Annotated in this window: 20 protein-coding genes; 19 read left to right on the top strand and 1 reads right to left on the bottom strand. The window is 69.3% G+C overall.

Annotated features, from left to right (window positions below):
• Positions 1–7: 7 nt before the first annotated feature.
• Positions 8–721, bottom strand: a complete 714-nt coding sequence (locus tag DXV50_RS05485) for an ABC transporter ATP-binding protein (RefSeq protein ID WP_117205225.1) — start codon at positions 719–721, stop codon at positions 8–10.
• Between the two features lie 165 nt (positions 722–886).
• Here DXV50_RS05485 and DXV50_RS05480 point away from each other — a divergent pair, with 165 nt between their 5' ends.
• From DXV50_RS05480 to DXV50_RS05390, 19 genes are all read left to right on the top strand, one after another.
• On the top strand, positions 887–1,345 hold the full coding sequence (locus DXV50_RS05480; protein WP_117205223.1) for a YhcH/YjgK/YiaL family protein: 459 nt from the start codon (positions 887–889) through the stop codon (positions 1,343–1,345).
• Entirely contained in the window at positions 1,338–2,447 is a 1,110-nt protein-coding gene (locus tag DXV50_RS05475) for an MBL fold metallo-hydrolase (protein WP_117205221.1), read from the top strand. Before DXV50_RS05480 ends, DXV50_RS05475 begins: the two co-directional genes overlap by 8 nt.
• 144 nt (positions 2,448–2,591) lie before the next feature.
• A complete protein-coding gene (gene uvrA, locus DXV50_RS05470) occupies positions 2,592–5,468 on the top strand; it encodes an excinuclease ABC subunit UvrA (RefSeq protein ID WP_117205219.1) in 2,877 nt (958 codons plus the stop codon).
• A gap of 3 nt (positions 5,469–5,471) precedes the next feature.
• Entirely contained in the window at positions 5,472–5,963 is a 492-nt protein-coding gene (gene ybaK / locus DXV50_RS05465) for a Cys-tRNA(Pro) deacylase (RefSeq protein ID WP_117205217.1), read from the top strand.
• A gap of 157 nt (positions 5,964–6,120) precedes the next feature.
• Positions 6,121–7,794 carry a murein biosynthesis integral membrane protein MurJ gene (murJ, locus tag DXV50_RS05460; RefSeq protein WP_232817465.1) on the top strand — a complete coding sequence of 558 codons (1,674 nt, stop codon included), beginning with the start codon at positions 6,121–6,123 and terminating at the stop codon, positions 7,792–7,794.
• A 123-nt stretch (positions 7,795–7,917) separates the two neighbouring features.
• On the top strand, positions 7,918–9,588 hold the full coding sequence (gene hisG, locus DXV50_RS05455) for an ATP phosphoribosyltransferase (protein ID WP_117205215.1): 1,671 nt from the start codon (positions 7,918–7,920) through the stop codon (positions 9,586–9,588).
• A 2-nt stretch (positions 9,589–9,590) separates the two neighbouring features.
• Positions 9,591–10,997 carry a histidinol dehydrogenase gene (hisD, locus tag DXV50_RS05450; RefSeq protein ID WP_117205213.1) on the top strand — a complete coding sequence of 469 codons (1,407 nt, stop codon included), beginning with the start codon at positions 9,591–9,593 and terminating at the stop codon, positions 10,995–10,997.
• Between the two features lie 2 nt (positions 10,998–10,999).
• A complete protein-coding gene (gene hisC / locus DXV50_RS05445) occupies positions 11,000–12,118 on the top strand; it encodes a histidinol-phosphate transaminase (protein ID WP_117205211.1) in 1,119 nt (372 codons plus the stop codon).
• A complete protein-coding gene (hisB, locus tag DXV50_RS05440; RefSeq protein WP_117205209.1) occupies positions 12,115–12,708 on the top strand; it encodes an imidazoleglycerol-phosphate dehydratase HisB in 594 nt (197 codons plus the stop codon). The genes hisC and hisB overlap by 4 nt, the downstream gene beginning before the upstream one ends.
• A complete protein-coding gene (gene hisH, locus DXV50_RS05435) occupies positions 12,705–13,379 on the top strand; it encodes an imidazole glycerol phosphate synthase subunit HisH (RefSeq protein WP_117205207.1) in 675 nt (224 codons plus the stop codon). Before hisB ends, hisH begins: the two co-directional genes overlap by 4 nt.
• Positions 13,376–14,113, top strand: a complete 738-nt coding sequence (locus tag DXV50_RS05430; protein ID WP_117205205.1) for a 1-(5-phosphoribosyl)-5-[(5-phosphoribosylamino)methylideneamino]imidazole-4-carboxamide isomerase — start codon at positions 13,376–13,378, stop codon at positions 14,111–14,113. Before hisH ends, DXV50_RS05430 begins: the two co-directional genes overlap by 4 nt.
• A 115-nt stretch (positions 14,114–14,228) precedes the next feature.
• Positions 14,229–14,996 (top strand): imidazole glycerol phosphate synthase subunit HisF, encoded by a 768-nt coding sequence (hisF, locus tag DXV50_RS05425; protein WP_117205203.1) that lies wholly within the window; start codon positions 14,229–14,231, stop codon positions 14,994–14,996.
• Positions 14,997–15,189: 193 nt separating this feature from the next.
• Positions 15,190–16,113 carry a hypothetical protein gene (locus DXV50_RS05420; protein WP_117205200.1) on the top strand — a complete coding sequence of 308 codons (924 nt, stop codon included), beginning with the start codon at positions 15,190–15,192 and terminating at the stop codon, positions 16,111–16,113.
• Positions 16,114–16,190: 77 nt separating this feature from the next.
• Complete coding sequence (locus DXV50_RS05415; protein ID WP_117205197.1) at positions 16,191–16,493, top strand: hypothetical protein; 303 nt, start codon at positions 16,191–16,193, stop codon at positions 16,491–16,493.
• Complete coding sequence (locus tag DXV50_RS05410) at positions 16,490–17,017, top strand: pyridoxamine 5'-phosphate oxidase family protein (protein ID WP_117205194.1); 528 nt, start codon at positions 16,490–16,492, stop codon at positions 17,015–17,017. The genes DXV50_RS05415 and DXV50_RS05410 overlap by 4 nt, the downstream gene beginning before the upstream one ends.
• Positions 17,018–17,252: 235 nt before the next feature.
• Complete coding sequence (locus DXV50_RS05405; RefSeq protein WP_198666413.1) at positions 17,253–17,780, top strand: hypothetical protein; 528 nt, start codon at positions 17,253–17,255, stop codon at positions 17,778–17,780.
• A 117-nt stretch (positions 17,781–17,897) separates the two neighbouring features.
• Positions 17,898–19,232, top strand: coding sequence for an amidohydrolase family protein (locus DXV50_RS05400; protein WP_117205190.1), 1,335 nt, complete (start codon positions 17,898–17,900; stop codon positions 19,230–19,232).
• Between the two features lie 205 nt (positions 19,233–19,437).
• Positions 19,438–21,087, top strand: coding sequence for a CTP synthase (locus DXV50_RS05395; protein ID WP_117205188.1), 1,650 nt, complete (start codon positions 19,438–19,440; stop codon positions 21,085–21,087).
• A gap of 113 nt (positions 21,088–21,200) precedes the next feature.
• Positions 21,201–22,103 carry a site-specific tyrosine recombinase gene (locus tag DXV50_RS05390; RefSeq protein WP_117205186.1) on the top strand — a complete coding sequence of 301 codons (903 nt, stop codon included), beginning with the start codon at positions 21,201–21,203 and terminating at the stop codon, positions 22,101–22,103.
• The last annotated feature ends 221 nt before the right edge of the window (positions 22,104–22,324 follow it).

Raw genomic sequence — 22,324 nt, 5'->3', positions numbered from 1 at the left:
GGGGCGCCTACCAATCCAGCTCGGCGGCGCTGACCGGCGCCTCGTTGACCTGGTCCTCCACGAGCCTGCCGTCGCGTAGGCGCAGCACACGGTCGGCCATTCCGGCAATGGCGGCGTTGTGCGTCACCATGACGATGGTGCAGCCGTACTCGCGGTTGACGTGCTCCATGAGCTCGAGGACCTCCTTGGAGGTCTTGTAGTCGAGGGCGCCGGTGGGCTCGTCGCACAGGATGAGCCCGGGGTTCTTGACCAGCGCGCGTCCTATGGCGCAGCGCTGCTGCTGGCCGCCGGAGACCTGCCGGGGGAACTTGTCGCGGTGCTCCCACAGGCCCAGGGACCGCAGCAGGTCCTCCATGGGCAGAGGATCGCTCGAGAGGTGCGCCGTGACCTCGATGTTCTCGCGGATGGTGAGGTCGGGCACGAGGTTGTAGAACTGGAAGACAAACCCCAGCTCGCGGCGGCGGTACTCGCCCAGCTCGCGCGCCCCGAGGGCCGTGAGCTCGCAGCCGCCCACGCTGACGTGGCCGCCGTCGGCGTCCTCCAGGCCGCCGATGAGGTTCAGGAAGGTGGACTTGCCCGAGCCGGACGGGCCCAGCATGACGCACACCTCCCCGCGCATGATCTTGGTGGTTATGCCGTCGAGCACCTGGACGCGCGCCTCGCCGTCGCCGTAGTGCTTCATCAGCCCGTCAACCACCAGATAGGGCTCCGGTCCCCTCATGACCTGTCTCCTCCCAAAAGTTAGCCATGGTTTAAGTTAACCTCGGCTCACTTATAGCACAGCCGTCGTGCTGCGCGGGCGAGAAGCGAGAAGTGCCTCCCGCGGGAGCGTATAGTAGGGAGCAACTGGGCGCCTTGCGCCGTAACTGACCACAAGGAGGCACGCATGCTCTTCTCGTCCATCAAGAACGCGTCCCACAACGACATCTCCTCCGAGCGCTTCCAGAGGGCGCTCGCGTGGCTTGCCGCCACCGACATGTCCGCCATCGAGTGCGGCCGCCACGACATCATGGGCGACGAGGTCTTTGCCAACGTCATGGAGTTCACCACCGTCCCCGCGGGCGAGAAGAACTACGAGGCCCACCGTCGCTACGCCGACATCCACTACGTCATCAGCGGCGTCGAGCGCCTGGCCGTGGCCCCCATCGACGAGGTCGAGCCCGTCTGCGACTTCAACGAGGCCGATGACTTCGGCCTGTACGCCAACCCCGCCCGCGAGGCCTGGGTCACCCTGCACGAGGGCGACATCGTGGTCACGCCGCCCGAGGACGCCCACAAGCCCGGTTGCTGCGTGGACGAGCCCGCCGCGCTCAAGAAGATCTGCGTGAAGGTGCTCGTTGACTAGCGCGGCTGGCCAGGGCGGCCAGACGGCCATGGCCGCGGAGTCCCGCGAGGAGCGCATCTCGGGCGTCGTGAGCGACGCCCGAGCGTTCGCGCTGGACTCCGACGGATTTGCCTGCGCGCGCGTCTTCGACGAGCCCGAGGTCTGGCGCGTCGAGCTGCTCATGAGCCAGACCTTCCTGCCCTCCGTCAACGTCTTCGTGGTGCGCGACGGGGCAGAGACGCTCATCGTGGACACCGGCACCCCCGACGACTACAACGACACCCGCCTCATGCGCGCCCTCGTGCGCCTGGGGGTGGACCCCGCCCACGCCACGCTCTTCTGCACGCACGCGCACATCGACCACTCCGGCCAGGCGCGCGAGCTCGCGGAGGCCGGCGTGAGGGTGACGCTCTCCCGCGCCACGCTTGCCGACATGAGGCGCTTCTCCACGCCGACGTACTGCGACTACATGGCGGAGCGCCTGGTGGGGGAGGGCGTCGGCGCCGCCGAGGCCGAGGAGATGGCCAACTCCATCTGGGCCCACGTCACGGACTTCGAGCGCGACGAGGTGCCCTGTCGGGTGCTGGCCGCCGGCGACGTGGTGCGCTGCGGCCGCTGGGAGTTCAAGACGGTGCCGGTGCCGGGCCACATGCCGGGGCAGACCGCCCTGTGGCTGCCCGAGCGCGGCCTGGCCTTCACGGGCGACGTGGTCCTCTACGCCTGTTCCACCTGCATCTGCTTCTGGGGCGGCTCCGACGACGCCCTGGGAGACCAGCTCTCCACGCTGCGACGCGTGGCCGACATGGGCGTGGAGCACGCCTTCCTGGGCCACGGCGTCCAGGAGGGGGTGCTCGCCGAGCGGTGCCTGGGCAACGTGGCGCACCACGAGCGCAGGAGCGAGCGCGCCCTGGCCGCCGTGGGGGAGCGTCCCGGCTCCACGGGCCGCGAGCTGGTGCCCTCCCTGGGCTGGCACGCGCCCTTCGAGACCTGGGAGAAGGTCCCGGCCCTCACGCGGTGGTTCCTCGTGAGCGAGAGTGTGGCGCACCTGGACCACCTGGTGTGCTGCGGCCGCATACGCCGCGAGAAGGACGACGCCGGCGTGAACCGCTACTGGCTTGCGTGACGGCTCGCGCCCGCCCGCACCGTGACCCATAGCTGCGTTGGCCGTCCCGTGGCTTTTGTCCGCGGGACGGCTGTTTAGTACAAGTGTTTGGTGTTTCATGCTAGACTGTTCCGACCAATAGGAGCAACGCTGGGGGAGAGACGCATGGCCCAGGAGGCAATCACCATTCGTGGCGCGAGGGAGCACAACCTCGCCAACGTGGACGTGGACATCCCGAGGGACAAGCTCGTCGTCATCACGGGCCTTTCGGGCTCGGGCAAGTCGAGCCTGGCCTTCGACACCATCTACGCCGAGGGGCAGCGCCGCTACGTGGAGAGCCTCTCCAGTTACGCCCGCCAGTTCCTCGGGCAGATGGACAAGCCGGACCTGGACTCCATCGACGGCCTCTCCCCGGCAGTCTCCATTGACCAGAAGACCACGTCCAGAAACCCCCGCTCCACGGTGGGCACCGTGACGGAGATCTACGACTACCTGCGCCTGCTGTACGCGCGCGTGGGCACCCCGCACTGCCCGGAGTGCGGCCGCGTCATCGAGCGCCAGACCACCGACCAGGTGGCCGACAAGGTCCTGGCGCACGCCCAGGGCAGGCGTGCGCTGGTCCTCGCTCCGGTGGTACTGGGCCGCAAGGGCGAGTACGCAAAGCTCTTCGACGACCTGCGGCACGAGGGCTTCTCGCGCGTCCGCGTGGACGGCGAGGTGCGCGAGCTCGACGATGAGATCAAGCTCGAGAAGAAGCTCAAGCACACCGTCGAGGTGGTGGTGGACCGCATCGTCATCCGCGAGAACTCCCTCGGGCGCATCGCGGAGGCCGTGGAGCAGGCAACCAAGCTCGCGCAGGGCAAGGTGGGCTTCTGGCTCCTGCCGGACCGCCAGGACCCCGAGGGCATTCCAGGAGAGCTGCTCCAGTACTCTCTGGCGCTCGCCTGCCCCGAGCACGGCCACTCCATGGATGACCTCCAGCCGCGCGACTTCTCGTTCAACGCCCCCTACGGCGCCTGCCCGGACTGCGACGGCCTGGGTCTCCGCAAGATCGTGGACGCGGAGGCCCTCATCGAGGACCCGTCCCTCTCCGTGGCTGGCGGCGTCTTCGGGAGCCTCTTCGGCAACTCCAACTACTACCCGCAGATCCTCTCGGCCGTGTGCCGCCACATCGGCGTCTCCGACCAGACGCCCTGGTCGGAGCTGCCCAAGAAGGCGCAGGACGTCCTTCTCGGCGGTCTGGGAGACAAGAAGATCCGCGTTGACTACCACACGCGCGACGGGCGCGACACCAGCTGGCTCACCACGTTCTCGGGCGTGCGCAAGATTCTCTTCGACAAGTACCAGGAGACCACGTCGGAGACCATGCGCACCCACTTGGAGAAGTACATCCGCGAGGTGCCCTGCACCACGTGCGACGGCGCCCGCCTGAAGCCGGAGATTCTGGCCGTCACCGTTGGCGACAAGAGCATCTGGGACGTCTGCGAGCTCTCCTGCAGGGAGAGCCTGGAGTTCTTTGACCAGCTCAGGCTCGAGGAGCGCCAGCTGGTCATTGCCGGGCCCATCGTCAAGGAGATCCGCGCGCGCCTGCGCTTCCTGGTCAACGTGGGCCTCGACTACCTCACGCTGTCCCGCGCCGCGGCCACCCTCTCCGGCGGAGAGGCGCAGCGCATCCGCCTGGCCACGCAGATCGGCGCCGGCCTCATGGGTGTGCTCTACATCCTGGACGAGCCCTCCATCGGCCTGCACCAGCGCGACAACGACCGCCTCATCGCCACCCTCAAGAGCCTGAGGGACCAGGGCAACACCGTCATCGTGGTCGAGCACGACGAGGACACCATCCGCGCGGCGGACTACGTCATAGACATGGGCCCGGGCGCGGGCGAGCTGGGCGGGCATGTGGTGGCCGCCGGCACGCCGGAAGAGATCGCCGCCAACCCGGACTCCGTCACGGGCGCCTACCTCACCGGGCTGCGCCAGATAGAGCTGCCGGCAAAGCGCCGCAACCCGCGGCGCGGCGCCATCAAGGTGGTGGGGGCCTCGGCCAACAACCTCAAGGGCGTCACCGCCAAGGTGGAGTTGGGCACGCTCACCGTGGTCACGGGCGTCTCCGGCAGCGGCAAGAGCTCGCTGGTGACAGACACCCTGGCCCCGGCGCTCACCAATGCCGTCCACCGCTCCAAGCGCCCCGTGGGCCCGTACAAGAGGCTCGAAGGCGTGGAGCTCATCGACAAGGTCATCGACATCGACCAGTCTCCCATCGGCCGCACGCCGCGCTCAAACCCGGCCACCTACATCGGCCTGTGGGACGACCTGCGGGCGCTCTTTGCCTCCGTGCCGGAGAGCCGCGTGCGCGGCTACGGCCCCGGGCGTTTCTCGTTCAACGTGCCGGGCGGCCGCTGCGAGGCCTGCAAGGGAGACGGCCAGATCAAGATTGAGATGAACTTCCTGCCAGACGTCTACGTCCCCTGCGAGGTCTGCCACGGCAAGCGCTACAACAGGGAGACGCTCGAGGTCACCTACCACGGCAAGACCATCTCCGACGTGCTGGACATGACGGTGAGCGAGGCTTTGGCCTTCTTCACCAACATCCCCAAGATCAAGAACAAGCTGCAGACCCTGCACGACGTGGGCCTGGGCTACATCCACCTGGGCCAGCCCGCAACCACCCTCTCCGGCGGAGAGGCGCAGCGCGTGAAGCTGGCCAAGGAGCTCCACCGCCAGCAGACGGGCAAGACCTTCTACATCCTGGACGAGCCGACCACGGGCCTTCACTTCGAGGACGTCCGCCAGCTCGTCGAGGTGCTGGAGCGCCTGGTTGACGCCGGCAACACGGTGCTTGTCATCGAGCACAACCTGGACGTCATCAAGATGGCCGACCGCATCCTGGACATGGGTCCCGAGGGCGGTAACGGCGGTGGCACCGTGGTCGCCTACGGCACCCCCGAGCAGGTGGCCAAGGTGCCCGAGAGCCACACCGGCCGCTTCCTCGCCCCCATCCTCGAGCGCGACCGCGCCCGCCAGGCCGCAAAGGGGGAGTAGGGCATGTCAAAGCGCGAGAAGGTGCAGAAGACCAATGCCATGCGGGAGCTTGACCGGGCGGGCATTGGCTACGGGGTCCAGGAGTTCGAGGAGACCGACGTCTCCCGCGGCGTGGGCGTGCGCATAGCCGAGCAGCTGGGGGAGGACCCGGACTCCTCCTTCAAGACGCTCGTCTGCGTGGCCCCGGGCGGGGACCACGTGGTCTGCTGCATCCCCGTCGCCTGCGAGGTTGACCTCAAGAAGGCCGCCGCGGCCGCTGGCGAGAAGTCCCTCTCGCTGATGCCCATCAAGGACCTCGAGGCCGTGACGGGCTACGTCCGTGGCGGGTGCACCCCGGTGGGCATGAAGAAGGCCTTCCCGACGATCATCGACGAGACGGCCCAGCTCTATGACGCCATCGGCATCTCCGGCGGGCGCCGCGGCCTCTCGTTGCGCCTCGATCCGTCGGAGCTCGTCGCCTTCCTGGGGGCCACGCTGGCCGACATCACCCAGTAGGCGGGCGCTTCTCGCCCGTGGTGCCCCCTGCCGCTCCTTGCGTCCGGCCCTTGTCGTTGTGTTCTTTGGCGGCGCTTTGACCCGTGGCAGGTCCCGCTCCCCGCGACGGTGAGACAATCGCCCCTTGTGTTGTTTCGTCAGAAGAAGGAGCGCAGAGGTGAGCTACCAGCCCAGGCACATGAGGGGCAGCGAGGCCAAGACCGGGGAGGCGCCTGCCGCCCAGCAGGTCGTCCCCGCCGAGGATTCCGCCGAGGCCAAGACCGCCCAGGTGGGCCGCTCCGCGGCCCTGATGAGCGTGCTCGTCATCGTGAGCCGCCTCACGGGCTTCTTCCGCACCTGGGGCCAGGCCTACGCCATCGGCGTCACGGTCATGGCAAGCTGCTACTCCATTGCCAACAACCTGCCCAACCAGCTCTACGAGCTCGTGGTGGCGGGCATGCTCACCACGGCCTTCCTGCCGGTCTACATGTCCGTGCGCGAGAAGGCCGGCACCAAGGGGGCCAGCGAGTACACCTCAAACCTGGTCTCCATCGTCCTGGTGCTGATGGGCGCGGTGACGGTGCTGGGCTTCGTCTTTGCCGCGCAGCTCGTCTACACGCAGTCCTTCTCGGCAACCTCGGACTTTGACTTTGACCTCTCGGTCTACTTCTTCAGGTTCTTTGTCATAGAGGTCGTCCTGTATGCGCTCTCGTCCATCTTCTCGGGCGTGCTCAACGCGGAGAGGGACTACTTCTGGAGCTCCGCGGCCCCCATCTTCAACAACTTCGTGACCACGGCCTCCTTCTTTGCCTACGCCTTCCTGGCCGACTCCAACCCCCAGCTGGCCCTCGTGCTGCTTGCCCTGGGCAACCCGCTGGGCGTCCTGGTCCAGGTGGTCTGCCAGATGCCGTCGATGTACCGCCACGGCATCCGCCTGCGCTTCCGCATAGACCTGCACGACCCGCTGCTCAAGGAGACGCTCAAGATCGGGGTGCCGTCCGTCATCGTGATGGCGTCCTCCTTCGTGACCACCTCGGTGCAGTCCTCCGCCTCGCTCTCCGTGGTGGCCACCGGCGCCTCCATCACCTACTACGCGCGCCTCTGGTACACCCTGCCCTACGCCATCCTCACGGTGCCCATCACCACGGCCATGTTCACGGAGCTCTCCGACAGCTGGGCCAAGGAGGACCGCGGGTCCTTCGTGCGCGGCCTCACCTCCGGCGTGAGCCAGATTCTCTTCTTCATGGTGCCGTTCATGATCTTCCTGATGGTCTTCTCCGTGCCGCTCATCTCCATCCTGGCGGCCGGCAAGTTCGATCCCGAGGCGCTCCAGATGACGGCAGACTACCTGGGTACGTACGCGCTCACGCTGCCCTTCTACGCCATCTGCATGTACCTGCAGAAGGTTGTCTCGGCCATGCGCCGCATGGGCCTGTACGCCCTGGCTAGCGTCATTGCCTCCGTGGTGCAGGTGGTCATGCTGCTGGTCTTCACCCAGTACTTCGGCCTCAACTTCGTGGCCTTCTCGTCCACGGTGTTCTTCCTGCTCATTGACGTGGTCGTCTTCGTCAGCCTGCGCAAGAACCTGGGCCCGCTCGGCCTCTCCAAGGTCATCGCCGCCTTTGTGAAGTCGCTCCTCCTGGGCCTTGCGGGCGGCATCGTGGGCTTCATCGTCCTGGGCGTCCTCGCCTTCTTTATGGGCAACTGCGCGGGCAACACCATGCTCTCCATGCTCTATTGCGTGCTTGCCGGACTGCCCGCCGTCGCGGTCACCTACGGCCTGGCCTTCATCTTCAACATGCCCGAGGCCAAGCTCATCAACGGCCTGGTCCGCCGCTTCGCCCGTCGCTAGGGGGCCGGCCCGCGCCCTTCTCGGCGGCGCAACGTTACGAGTGTGTGAGCAGTGACTCCCTGTCACTTTAGCGTGCTAAAGTGACACCACACAGCGACAGGCGTGGCGAGAAGGGACAAGAACGTGATTGCAGGCACCGCGCGCGGCTTCCGCGACATCCTCCCGCAGGAGGCCCTTGCCAGGGAGAGAATCACCAACGAGGTCCGCGAGTGCTTCAGCGCCCATGGGTACCTGCCCGTGGAGACCCCGCTCCTGGAGGACCGCGCCGCCCTGGAGCGCGGCGGCCGCCTCAAGGACTCCCCCTTCCAGCTCTTTGACACGGACGGGACCCTGCTCGTCCTGCGTCCGGACCTGACGCTGCCCGTCGCCCGCCTGGTGGCCGGCCGCGTGGACGCCGGCAGCCTGCCGGCGCGCTTCCGCTACGCGGCGCCCGTCGTGCGCGAGGAGCCCTCGCTGCGCGGCCAGCCCCGCCAGTTCACCCAGCTTGGCGTGGAGCTGGTGGGCACCGACGGCGCCGCGGCGGAGATCGAGGTCGTGGCCCTCCTCGCCGAGGTCCTGGCCAAGCTGGGCGTTCCCGCCTGGCGCGTGGTCTTTGGCTCGGTCACGCCCCTGACGGCCCTGCTGGCCAATTGCGCCCCCTCGCCCGACTTCCGCGAGAGGGTCCTTGCCTTGGTGCACGACTCCGACCTCGTCACCCTCGACGAGCTCGTGGACGCCACCCCCACGCTCAAGCCCTCCGCCGTGCGCGCCCTGCACGCAATCCCGCGCATGCACGGCGGCCTCGAGGTCATCGACAAGATCGACGCCCTGCTGGCCGAGGCCGACGTGCCCGTGGCCGAGCGCGGCTGCCAGGAGCTCCGCGCGCTTGTGGCCAAGCTCGGTGACCTCTTTGACGACGGCCGCGCGAGCTTTGACTTCTCCATCATCAACTCCTTCGACTACTACACCGGCATCATCTTCAAGGCCTACTCGGAGGGCATCGCCGCGAGCCTGGCCTCCGGCGGCCGCTACGACGCCGTCCTGGCAAACCTCGGCCGCCCCGGCCTTGCCGCCTGCGGCTTTGCCGTCTCGCTGGAGCGCCTCCAGGAGGTCCTGGGCGAGCCCGGCGACTCCGGCGTGGTGACGCCGGGCGTGCGCGTGGCCTCCCGCCCGCTGCGCATCGCCGTGCCCAAGGGCTCCCTGTTCAAGGACACCCTGCGCGTCCTCGAGGCGGTGGGCCTGCCCACCGAGGAGCTCGCCGACCCCGGCCGCAAGCTCATCATCTCGGCTGGCGACGTGGAGTACGTCATCGTGCGCGCCCAGGACGCGCCTGCCTTCGTGGGACACGGCGGCGCCGACTGCGGCATCTGCGGCAAGGACTCCCTCATCGAGGCCGGCCTCGACCTGCTGCAGCTCGTCGACCTGCGCTACGGCGGCTGCCGCTTCGTCGTGGCCGAGCCCGCGGCCAACGCCGGCCAGGCGGAGCGCAACTACCGCTGGCGCGGCACCGTGCGCGTGGCAACCAAGTACCCCCGCATCACCCAGCAGTACTACGACCGCATCGGCCAGCAGGTGGACATCCTCACGCTCCACGGCAACATCGAGCTCGGCCCCATCGTGGGCATGACCGACCGCATCGTTGACATCACGGCCACCGGAACCACCCTGCGCGAGAACGACCTCGTCATCGTCGACGACGTCATGGAGTGCACCGCCCGCTTCTTCGCGGGCCCGGCGGCCTATCGCTGCGACAAGAGAATCCGCGACCTGGCGGCACGTCTCGCCGAGGTCAGCGCCACCACCAAGGAGGCATAGCAATGAGGAAGGTAGAACTCACCGGCGGCCGCGCCCTCACGCAGGCCGACCTCAACCGCTCCGGGGCACTGCCGCGCGAGGTCATGGACGCCGCCGAGGACATCGTCCGCGACGTGCGCGACCGCGGAGACGCCGCGGTGCGCGAGTACTGCACGCGCTTTGACGGCGCCTGCCCCGAGAGCTTCCGCGTGCCGGACGAGCTGGTCAAGGCCGCCCCGTCCATGGTTGACCCGGAGTTTCTGGAGTCTCTCACCCGCGCCCGCGACCAGATCCTGGCCTTCCACCAGAAGGAGCGCGAGGAGTCCTGGTTCACCACGCGCCCGGACGGGACGCTGCTGGGCGTCCAGGTGACGCCGGTGGCCTCCGCAGCCGTCTACGTGCCCGGCGGCCGCGCCCAGTACCCCTCCACCGTGCTCATGGACACCATTCCCGCCAAGGTGGCCGGCGTGCCGCGCGTGGTCATGGTGACCCCGCCCCAGCGTGACGGGTCCCTCTCGGCCTACACCCTGGCCGCCGCTGCCCTGGCCGGCGTCGACGAGGTCTACGCCGTCGGCGGCGCCCAGGCCATCGGCGCCGTGGCCTACGGCACGGAGTCCATCTCCGCGTGCGACAAGATCGTCGGCCCCGGCAACGCCTACGTGGCGGCCGCCAAGCGCTACGTCTCGGGCGACGTGGGCATCGACATGGTGGCCGGCCCCTCCGAGGTGTGCGTGCTGGCCGACGCCACCGCCGACCCCGTGGTGGTGGCCGCCGACCTCATGGCCCAGGCCGAGCACGACCCGCTTGCCAGCTGCTACCTGGTGACCTGCGACGCCACGCTGCCCGACCGCGTCCTTGCGGCCGTCGAGCGCCTGGTGGCCCAGTCCCCGCGCGAGGAGGTCACCCGCGCGAGCCTGGACAACCGCGGCGTCATCGTGGTGGCCGACACGCTCGACGCGGCCGCCGAGGCCGTCAACGTGGTGGCGCCCGAGCACCTGGAGCTGCACTGCGAGGACGCCATGGGTCTCCTGGGCAAGATCCGCAACGCCGGCGCCATCTTCGTGGGCGCCTGGAGCTCCGAGCCCCTGGGAGACTACGTGGCCGGCCCCAACCACACGCTGCCCACCGGCGGCACCGCGCGCTTCTCCAACCCGCTGGGCGTCTACGACTTCCAGAAGCGCTCCAGCGTGATCAGCTACACGCCCGAGGGACTTCTGGCCGACGCACCGGCCGTCCAGGCCATGGCCCAGGCCGAGGGCCTGTGGGCCCACGCCCTCTCCGTCGGCATGCGCCGCCGCCTGGCCGAGTCCGGCGAGAAGCGCTACGAGGACGCCGCGGCCGCCTGCGAGGGAGCCAACCGCGTGGCCTGGCCGCGCGACCTGGACGTGCCCGGCGTGCCCTACCTGCCCGGCTATGCGAGGGAGGCCTAGCCATGGCCGACCGCGACGCCAGCCCGCTCGACGTGACCGGCCGCGTGAGGCCCGCCCTGGCGGGCTTCGAGCCCTACGACCCGGCCTTCACGCCCTGCCGCATCAACCTCTCCGCCAACGAGAACACCCACCCGCTGCCGGCCTCCGTCACCGAGGCCATGCGCGCCGCGGCGGTCTCGTGCGCCCTCAACCGCTACCCCGACCCCATGGCCAACGACCTGCGCGACCTTCTCGCCGCGTGGCACGGCGTGGAGCGCGGCAACGTCATGGTGGGCAACGGCGGCGACGAGCTGCTCTTCAACCTGCTCTTCACCTTTGGCGGGTCGGGCCACGCGCTGGTCACCTGCCCGCCGGACTTCTCGGAGTACGCCAACTTCGCCAAGATGTGCGAGACGCCCTGCGTGGAGGTCTGGCGAGACGCCAGGACCTTCGAGGTTGACGCGGACGCCCTGGTGGACGCGGCGAGAAGCGCCTCGCTGGTCATCCTGACCTCTCCCAACAACCCCACCGGCAACCTGCTGGACCCGCCCCTGGTGCGGCGTCTGCTGGACGAGACCGACGCGCTGGTGCTGGTGGACGAGGCCTACGTGGAGTTTGCCGGCACCCCGTCCCACCTGGGGGAGGACGCGAGCCTGGTCTCCTGGGTGGCGGGCTGCCCCCGCCTGATGGTCCTGCGCACCCTCTCCAAGGCCTTTGGCCTGGCGGGCCTGCGCGCGGGCTACCTGGTGGCGGACCCGGCCGTCATAGGCGCCCTGGCCTCCATCCGCCAGATCTACTCGGAGGACGTGCTGGCCCAGGCCGTGGCCGCCGCGGCGGTCTCGCGTCGTCGGGAGCTCGTGGGCGTGGTGGCCGACGTGGTGTCCGAGCGCGAGCGCCTGGCCGCGGGGCTGGTGGCAATCCCCGGCGTGGAGGTCTGGCCCAGCGCGGCCAACTTCCTGCTGGTTCGCCTGCCCGGCGCCAGCCGCGTCCGCGCCCGCCTGCGCGACGAGTACTCCATCCTTGTGAGAGACTTCAGCTACGCGCCCGGCCTGGCCGACTGCCTGCGCCTGACCGTGGGAACCCGCGAGGAGAACGACCGACTTCTGGACGCCCTGTCCATCCTGGCAAGGGAGGAAGCATGACCCGCACCGCAAAGGTCGTCCGTGCGACGGCAGAGACTGACATCGGGCTCTCCATAGACCTCGACGGCACCGGAGTCGCCGACGTGGAGACGGGCGTGGGGTTCTTCGACCACATGCTCTGCGCCCTGGCGCGCCACTCCATGATCGACCTGACGCTGCGCGTCAAGGGTGACACCTACGTCGACGACCACCACACCGTGGAGGACACCGGCATCGTCATGGGCCAGGCCCTGCGTGAGGCCCTGGGCGACAAGCGCGGCATCCGCCGCTTCGGCTCGGTCATGGTGCCGCTCGACGAGGCCCTGGTCATGGCCGCCGTGGACATCTCCGGCAGGGGAGAGCTCTTCTGGGACGTGGCAATCGGCCCCGACAAGGTGGGCAGCTTCGACACCGAGCTCGGCCACGAGTTCTTTGCCGGTCTCGCCCGAGACGCCGGCATCACGCTCCACCTGCGCCTGGTCTGCGGCGAGAACGCCCACCACATCCTGGAGGCCACCTTCAAGGCCTTCGCCCGCGCCCTGCGCGAGGCCGTGGAGCCCGACTTCCGCTCCGCTGGCGCCATCCCCTCCACCAAGGGGAGCCTCTCGTGAGCGCGCCCATCGTCGTGGTCGACTACCACAAGGGAAACCTCCTCTCGGTGGCCCGTGGGCTTGCCGAGGTGGGTGGCGAGGCCGAGGTCACCGACGACCCGGCCCGCATCGCCGAGGCCGCCGGCGTGGTGCTTCCGGGTGTGGGCGCCTTCGAGGACGCCATGGCCTACCTGCGCCAGAGCGGCCAGGACGAGGCGATCCTCTCCGCCATCGGCCGCGGCGTGCCGTTCCTGGGCATCTGTCTGGGCCTGCAGCTCCTCTTCGAGCGTGGGGACGAGCGCTGCGACGGCGCGCCGCACGGGCCGGACGATCCCGAGCGCTGGGCGGCCGGCCTGGGTGTGCTGCCGGGAAGCGTCTCTCGCCTGCGCGGGCGCCTCAAGGTGCCGCACGTGGGCTGGAACCAGGTGCACCTCACGCCCCACGGCCGGGTCTGCCCGCTTCTTCGCGGCGTGCCCGAGGGCGCAAACGCCTACTTCACGCACTCCTACGCGCTCGACGAGGACGTTGACCCCCTGGTGGTGACCTGTCGCACCCACTACGTGCGCAGCTTTGCCTCCGCCGTCTGGCGCGACAACGTCTACGGCGTGCAGTTCCACCCCGAGAAGAGCTCCGCGGTGGGCCTGACCATCCTCAGGAACTACGTGGATCTCGTGCGCGGGGGTGGAAGATGATCCTGTTTCCCGCCATCGACCTCGTGGGCGGTCGCGTGGTGCGCCTGCAGCGCGGAGACCGCTCCAAGATGGACGTCTACTCCGACGACCCGGCCTCCGTGGCACGTGACTTTGCCGCGGCCGGCGCGGAGTGGATCCACGTGGTGGACCTCTCGGCGACCTTCGAGGAGGACGAGGAGGCCTGCGCGGCAAATGCGGCCGCCATCCGCGCCATCTGCCAGGTGGCGGGCGTGAGCGTCGACTGCGGCGGCGGCGTGCGCTCCATGGCCGCCGTGAGCCGCCTGGTGGACCTCGGCGTCCGTCGCATCGCCATTGGCACGGCCCTCGTGCGCGACCCAGCCTTCGCCGAGCGGGCGGCCGCCGAGTTCGGCGAGCTTCTCGTCGCGGACGTGGCCGCCAAGGACGGCGTGGTCAAGGTCAACGGCTGGCGAGAGGGCGAGAGGGTCTCGCTCTCCGAGCTCGTGGGCCGCCTGTCGGGCCTGGGCTACCGCCACCTGGTCTTCACCGACATCAACCGAGACGGCATGCAGACCGGCGTCGACGTAGACGCCTACCGGAGCCTGGCCGCCCTGTGCGGCTTTCCCGTGGTGGCCTCCGGCGGTATCTCCACGCTGGACGACGTCCACGCGCTTGCCGCTGCCGGGCCTGACGTCATCGAGGGCGCCATCACCGGACGCGCCCTCTACGAGGGGAGCTTCTCGCTGGCAGAGGCGCTGAAGTCGGCGAGGGCCTAGCCCGCGGCGCCGGTCGGTCGGGTTTCTCGCCCGGCTCGGCGCTCACTACGTTCGCTCGCTGCGCGACTCGCCTGGCGAGAAACCTGGCCGACCGGGTCGAGGGGAAGGATCCAAAGTGCTTACCAAGAGAGTCATCCCATGCCTGGACGTCAAGGACGGGCGCGTGGTCAAGGGCGTCAACTTCGTGGACCTGCGCGACGCGGGCGACCCGGTCGAGCTGGCCAGCCGCTATGACCGCGAGGGCGCGGACGAGGTGGTCTTCCTGGACATCACCGCCACCTCCGACGACCGCAGGACCACCATCGAGCTTGCCTCGCGCGCGGCCTGTGAGCTGCGCATTCCCTACACGGTGGGCGGCGGCTTCCGCGACGTGGCGGGCTGCCGCTCCATGATCGCCGCCGGCGCGGACAAGGTCTCCATCAACTCCGCCGCGGTCAAGGACCCGGGCGTCATCACCGCCTGCGCCGAGGCCTTCGGCAGCCAGGCGGTCATCGTGGCCATCGACGCAAAGCAGGTGGGCACCTCCGACAAGTGGGAGGTCTACCTGGCCGGCGGGCGCATCCCCACCGGCATCGACGCGGTCGCCTGGGCCGAGGAGGCCGCCCGCCGCGGCGCCGGCGAGATCCTGCTCACGAGCATGGACCGCGACGGCACCAAGGACGGCTTCGACATCCCGCTCACCCGCTCCGTCGCCCGTGCGGTGGACATCCCCGTCATCGCCTCCGGCGGCGTGGGCACGCTGGAGCACTTTGCCGAGGGCATCATCGACGGCGAGGCCGACGCCGTCCTGGCCGCCAGCGTCTTCCACTTTGGCACCTACAGCATCCGCCAGGTCAAGGAGTACATGGCCAGCCAGGGCATCCCCGTCCGCCTGGACTTCTAGGGCATCCTCGGCCGTCGCGCCCTTCTCGCCGCCTGTCGCCCCGCTGTTTGCATGTGAATTTGGTCGCTAGGGCCGCTCCCAGCGTCCAAAAGCACATGCAAACGGCGGGATCGCTGGCGCTGGGTATACTCGTTCAGAGTAGATTCAGGCGAGAAGTGCCCGCCCCGGCGCGGGCAGGACCAAGGAGCCCCACATGGCAGACGTCAGGCCCTCCATACCCCGGACGCCCGCGCAGGTCACCCTGCGCGTGGTCTCGGCGATCATGGCCCTTCTGGGAGGCCAGGTGGTCGTGGGCGCCGTGCTGGTCTTTCTCAACCAAGACCAGCTGGGGCTTGCTGAGGAGAGCATGTGGACCGTCCTCACCTACGGCGGCATCATCCTCGCCGCGGCCGGCCTGCTCCTGCTCACCGCGTGGCTCGGCTTTCGCGCGGCCGACGACTCCTCGCGCGTTGGGCCGTACCGCTTCCTCTGCTACTTCGTCGGTCTCGTGGTGCTCGTTGCCATCGTCTGGGGCTGGGGCATGGGCATGTTCCTGCTCTTCAACCCCGTGGTACTCGCCAGTACGGTGACCTACGTGCTCGTGTGCTCCCAGCTGGCCGACAAGGTGGCCGAGGAGCACGAGGCCGGCGTCAAGGGCGAGGTCTTCCTGCGCACCGGTCGCCAGCGGACGCTTCACCTGCTGGCCGAGGTCGTCCTGGTCAAGGGCGCCATCCTGGGCGTCGTCGTGGCGGTCCTGGCTGTGACGGCCTTTGCGGTGACCGGCGGCAGCGCCGGCGCGGACCTCGCGCGCGACCTGGGCCTCGAGGGCTCCGACCTCGTGACGGGCGTCGTGGTGGGGCTTCTCACCGCCGCCGCCAACGTGCTCGTGGGCTGCCTGGGCATCTGGGGCTCCAACCGTCCCCAGAAGATTGTGCCATTCTTCGTCATCGTCACCGCCTCGCTTGCCTTTGACGTCGCCAAGACCGTCGTCAGCGTGGCCGTTGCCGGTGGGCTCTCGTCCGTGGGCGTGGACGTCCTGCTGGACCTGCTGTTCACCGGCAGCTGCGCCTGGCTCTCCTGGAAGATCTGGAAGCAGCCGCGCGAGCTCGTGGACAAGCGCCTCATCGCGGAGCAGTAGCGCCGCCGGCGCGCCCCTCCCGCGGTGCGCCAGGATGGGTGGCCATATGCCGCCGCCCAGTCCCAGAGGAGAAGAACGTGAGCGAGAAGACCGCCGCCGCGCCCGCCGGCGCCCTGACCTGTGCGAGGCGCCGCCTGTGCGTGGCCCTGCTGGTGCTGCTGGGCTTCTCGCTGGTGGTGCTCACGCTGTGGTTCGCCCGCCGCGAGGGCATCCGCGGGCAGGCGGGCCTCCGCTCCGCCGCCTGGGGCGCCGTCGATCTGCGGTGTTTGGGGCCAAATCTTACCCTGGTAACCTTGCAGATTGACGGCACCCTGCAGGCGAGAAGCACGCGGCGGGGTATAGTGGCCTTCCCGGCAACGAGACCCAAGGAGACCCCATGAACGTCCACAAGATGCGCCGCGCCGCGCAGGCCCTGACCGAGGACGAGTGCGTGGAGGTGCTCCGCCGCGGCACCGCCGGCGTGCTGGCGCTGGCGGGCGGGCCCGACGAGTGGCCCTACGCCGTGCCCATGTCTTACGCCTACCGGGACGGCGTCGTCACCTTCCGCGGCGCCATGGAGGGCCACAAGCACGAGCTCATTGCGGCCAACCCCAACGCCTCCTTCTGCGTCATCGACGCCGACGAGGTTGTCCCGGCAGACTACACCACACGCTACCGCAGCGTCATCTGCTTCGGCGCCATCGAGGTCGTAGACGACCCTGCCGAGCAGGAGAAGGATCTCATGTTCATGGGCGAGGCATTCAACGTCGGCCACCCCGAGGAGTGCCGAGAGGAGATCTCCCACTGGGCTGGCAAGACCCGCGTCCTGCGCCTGCGCGTGGAGCGCATGACCGGCAAGGAGTCCGGCGCCCTGATGCGCGAGCGCCGCGCCGCCGACCCCTCCCGCGGCGAGGGCGTGGCCTAGCCGTGGGCAAGGCTAAAAGGCCCCACTCCGCCGCACTTCTCGCCGTGGTATGCCAGCGAGAAGAGCGTGACGGGGAGAGGCCTCGTCGCCCGACCATCCAAGGGGATGTCTTTTTGAACCTTGTCCGATAGGTAGCGTGCCCGGCGCACGCGCTAACTGAAGAGCCCGGAGGCGGCCGCGCAAGGCGGCCGGTTTTCTTGTGGCAAAAACCTATCGCAGAACAAGGAGAATCACTATGCCAGACGGTATGTCCACCCGTCCCAACCCCCTCAGCCGCTCCAACGGCTACGACTCCGCCCTCGTGCACGAGCTCATCATGGGCCCCAACCCGCTCAAGCTCTGCGAGGAGACCCTCGACGACGCCGCGGCGCACGGCAGCGGCCTGGCGCCCGGCTCCCTCGTGCTCGACCTGGGCAGCGGCAGCGGCCTCACCTCGGCGTTTCTGGCCGCGCACATCTACCTGGCCATCTCGGGCCTGAGCTGCGACGTCGCCGACTTCGGTGGCGCGCTTCCGCCGGAGCTTTCCTGCTCCTGGACGCCCGAGCAGCTGGAGTACCTCTGGCCGCGTGGGCGCTGGGAGCGCCTCTTCGCGGCGGAGGGCGACGTGCGCGTCGAGCGCATCCGCGACCTCTCCTGCAACGACGAGGCCTGGCGCGACTGGGTGGCCTGCGACAACCCCTACGCCGCCGGCGACCGCGCGGCCATCGAGGCCGGCGCCCTCGCCTGGCTAACCACCACCGAGGTGGTTCTCCGCAGACTCTAGCCGCAGGCGAGAAGGGCGCGGCCGCCCGCGGAGCCTCTCCGGGGACGGCCGCGCCCCCGTGCTATCGTTTCTCCCCAGCGCAGACGCCAACGCGACCAGGAAGCAGGGGAGAAGAGCATGCCCAAGGGAGCCAACGAGTCCTACGCACTTCTGAACGTCACGCTGCTGGACGGCAGTGAGCACATGAAGCCGCAGCGCGGCATGGCCGTCATCACCGAGGGGAGCAAGATCTCCTGGGTGGGGCCCGCCGCCTGCGCGCGGGTTCCCTCGGGCGCCCGCGAGATGGACATGGGCGGCGCCTACCTCATGCCGGGCCTGGTCAACATGCACGTCCACCTCTGCGGGTCTGGAAAGCCCGTCTCGGCGGGCAACGCCGGCGACCTCATGCGCCGCCTGGACAACGCCCCCGGCCGCGCCATCGTGCGGCGCGTGCTCGCGGGAAGCGCCCGCCAGCAGCTTGCGAGCGGCGTCACCACCGTCCGCGGCGCGGGAGACCCGCTCTTCGGCGACCTTGCCGTGCGCGATGCCATAGAGTCCGGGCGTCTGGAGGGACCGCGCCTGGTTGCCCCCGGCACGGGCATCACCGTCCCCGGCGGGCACGGCGCCGGGCTCTTTGCCCAGGTGGCAAACGCGCCCGAGGAGGCCGCGGCCATGGTGCGCGACCTCTTTGCCCGCAAGGCCGACGTCATCAAGCTCTTCATCACCGGAGGCGTCTTTGACGCCACCGAGCCCGGGGAGCCCGGTGTGGTGCGCATGCCGCTCGAGGTCGCCCGTGCGGCCTGTGCCCAGGCCCACGGGCTGGGGCTCCCCGTCATGGCGCACGTGGAGTCCACCGAGGGCGTGCGCCAGGCGCTTCTCGCCGGCGTGGACACCATCGAGCACGGCGCCAAGATGACGCCCGAGATCGTGGGGCTCTACCACGGCTCGGCCGGGACCCAGCTTGCCGGCAGGCCGGCCTCCGTGACCTGCACGATCTCCCCGGCGCTGCCCTTCGTCAAGCTTCCGCCCGAGAAGACCCACTCCACCGACGTGCAGAAGGTCAACGGGGACATCGTCTGCGAGGGCATCATCGAGAGCGCCCGCCAGGCCCTGGACGAGGGCATCCCCGTGGGCCTGGGCACCGACTCCTCCTGCCCCTACGTCACGCAGTACGACACGTGGCGCGAGCTCGCGTACTTCTCCAAGTACGTGGGCGTGACGCCCGCCTTCGCGCTCCACACGGCCACGCAGGTCAACGCCGGCCTGCTGGGCCTCGGCGGCGTCTGCGGCACCGTCGCGGCCGGCATGGACGCGGACCTGCTGCTCACGCGCGGCAACCCCCTGGATGACCTCTCGGCGCTGCGCGAGCCGCTCCACGTGCTCGCCCGCGGCCACCTGGTGCGCAAGTCGCGCGTCAAGCGCATGCCGGAGCTGGACGCCGAGCTCGACCAGATCATGGCCCTGCCGGCGTAGGCCGCCCGGGCATGCCGTTCGCCCCGTCCCCAATGGCACCCTTCGCCCAAGCACCGCGTCCGCGCGCCGCCCTTCTCGCCGTTTCGTTACGTCTTTATGAGCGGGAAATTACAGGGGTTCCGGCGTCCCGGCGCGGTGCTAGGATGAAGACCCGTAGAAGATGCGCACGGTGGTGCGCAAGGGCTCACTACGGGAAGGTCCCCACATGACAAAGCACATTTTCGTGACCGGCGGCGTCGTCTCGTCCCTTGGCAAGGGCATCACGGCGGCCTCCCTCGGCCGTTTGCTCAAGGCTCGTGGCTACAAGGTCATGATGCAGAAGGCCGACCCCTACCTCAACGTCGACCCGGGCACCATGAGCCCGTTCCAGCACGGCGAGGTCTTCGTCACCGAGGACGGCAAGGAGACCGACCTGGACCTGGGCCACTACGAGCGCTTCATTGACGAGAACCTCACGCGCAACTCAAACTTCACCACCGGTGCCATCTACCAGAGCCTCATCGCGCGCGAGCGCCAGGGAGACTTCCTTGGCGGCACCGTCCAGGTGGTCCCGCACGTCACCAACGCCATCAAGGAGCGCTTCTTCCGCATCGAGGAGCAGACCGGTGCCGACGTGGTCATCACCGAGCTGGGCGGCACCATCGGCGACATCGAGGGCCAGGCCTTCGTCGAGGCCATCCGCCAGTTCCGCAAGGAGAAGGGCATGGCTGACTGCTGCCTCATCCACGTGAGCCTGGTGCCCTATATCTCCGCCGCCCACGAGGTCAAGACCAAGCCCACCCAGCACTCCGTGCGCGAGCTGCGCTCCATGGGCCTGCAGCCGGACTTCATCGTCTGCCGCTCCGACCACGAGGTTGATGCCGACATCCGCGCCAAGATCGCCAGCTTCTGCGACGTCGAGCCGGGCTGCGTCTTCGAGAACTCCGACTGCCCCTCCATCTACGACGTCCCGGCCCACCTCGCCGAGCAGGGCTTTGACACCAAGGTCTGCGAGCGCCTGGGCCTCGACCCGCGCGAGAGCGACATGAGCGGCTGGTACAAGTTCACCAACGCCATGCACGCCGCCAACAAGAAGGACGACGTCACCAAGATTTGCGTCGTCGGCAAGTACACGCAGTTGCCCGACGCCTACCTCTCCATCATCGAGGCCCTTCACCACTCCGGCGTCTACTACGGCCGCCACATGGACATCGAGCTCATCGACGGCGAGGAGCTCACCGAGGACAACATCGAGGAGGTCCTCGGCGGCGCCGACGGCATCCTGGTGCCCGGCGGCTTTGGCCTGCGCGGCATCGAGGGCAAGATCGCGGCCGCCCACCGCGCCCGCACGCTCAAGATCCCGTACCTGGGCGTCTGCCTGGGCCTGCAGGTGGCCGTCTGCGAGTTCGCCCGCAACGTGGCCGACATGCCCGGCGCCAGCTCCACCGAGTTCGTGCCGGACTGCGCCTACCCCGTCATCGACCTCATGCCCGACCAGGAGGACGTCACCGACAAGGGCGGCACCATGCGCCTGGGCGCCTACCCCTGCAAGGTCAAGGCCGGCACGCTGGCCGAGGAGGCCTACGGCGAGTCCCTGGTCTACGAGCGTCACCGTCACCGCTTTGAGGTCAACAACGCCTTCCGCGACCAGCTGACCCGCGCCGGCTTGGTCATCTCCGGCCTCTCCCCGGACGAGCGCCTGGTCGAGATGGTCGAGCTTCCCGAGGACGTCCACCCGTGGTTCGTGGCCTCCCAGGCCCACCCCGAGTTCAAGAGCCGCCCGACCAAGCCCGCGCCGCTCTTCCGCGAGTTCGTCCGCGCGTCCATCGCCCGCCACGAGGGCTGCGACCGCCACGAGGTCGAGCCGGAGGCCTAGGGCTTCCCGGAGCGCCGGAATGAGGTAACGTTTGGGTCGGGTCCTGGCTTTCTGCCGGGCCCGGCCTTTTTTGTGCGGCGATCAGCCGCCTGGACCAGGGGAGGGAAGGCCGCATGGACCTTGCAGGCGCACTCGGCGAGTACCTCGACTGCCTCGCCGTCGAGCGGGGGAGCTCCCCCAACACCGTGGCCGCCTACCGGCGCGACCTGACCCGCTACCTGGACTGGCTTGCGGGCGAGAAGATCGTGGAGCCGACCGACGTCACGCGCGCCGACGTGGAGCGCCACCTGGGGGCCCTCTCGGAGGTGGGGCTCTCTCCCGCCTCGCTTGAGCGCGCGGCCTCGGCCATCAAGGGCTTCCACCGCTTCATGGTGCTGGAGGGCGTCTGCGACGAGCTCCCCACGGCGGACATGCCGCTGCCGGCCAAGCCCTCGCGCCTGCCGGACGTGCTCTCGCGCGAGCAGGCGGCCTCCCTGCTTGACCAGCCCTTCCCCCAGACGCCCGCAGGTCTGCGCGACCGGGCCGTCCTGGAGGTCCTCTACGGCTGCGGCCTGCGCGCGAGCGAGCTCTGCGGCCTCGACCGCCGCGCCGTCCTGCTCGACGAGGAGCTGCTGCGCGTCTTTGGCAAGGGCAGCAAGGAGCGGCTCGTGCCCATCCTGGGGACGGCCGCCGCGTCCCTGCGGGCCTACCTGGAGGAGGGGAGAGGGGCGCTCGTGGGGCGCATGCCCACGCCGGCGGTCTTCCTCAACGTCCATGGCGGACGCCTTTCTCGCCAGTCCGTGCACGCCATCTGCGAGAAGTACGGCCGCGTGGCGGGCATCAAGGGGCTGCACCCCCACACCCTGCGCCACAGCTTTGCCACGCATCTTCTAGAGGGCGGGGCGGACCTCAGGGCCGTGCAGGAGCTGCTGGGGCACGCCGACATCTCAACCACCCAGCTCTACACCCACCTGGACCGCTCCCACATCCGCCGCGTCTACCTCGCGGCCCACCCCCGCGCCCACCTCGGCGAGTAGCCTCTGGGGCGGCGCCCCACTGGGTGTGGGACGGCGCCCCACACCTTGCCACACCACATGTGGGACGGCGCCCCACCGGGCCGGACGGGCCCGCGCGACGCCTCAGAGAAGCCCCTGGCTGCGCTTTGGCTGACCAGGGGCTTCTCGTAAAAACGGCGACAAACGCATGTATCTACCTGCGGATTCATGGGTTCATCACAATTGCCTGCGCACTTGTGAAC

The organism is Paratractidigestivibacter faecalis, assembly GCF_003416765.1.
Classification (GTDB): Bacteria; Actinomycetota; Coriobacteriia; order Coriobacteriales; family Atopobiaceae; genus Paratractidigestivibacter; species Paratractidigestivibacter faecalis.
This window is presented reverse-complemented; position numbering and strand designations above follow the sequence as displayed.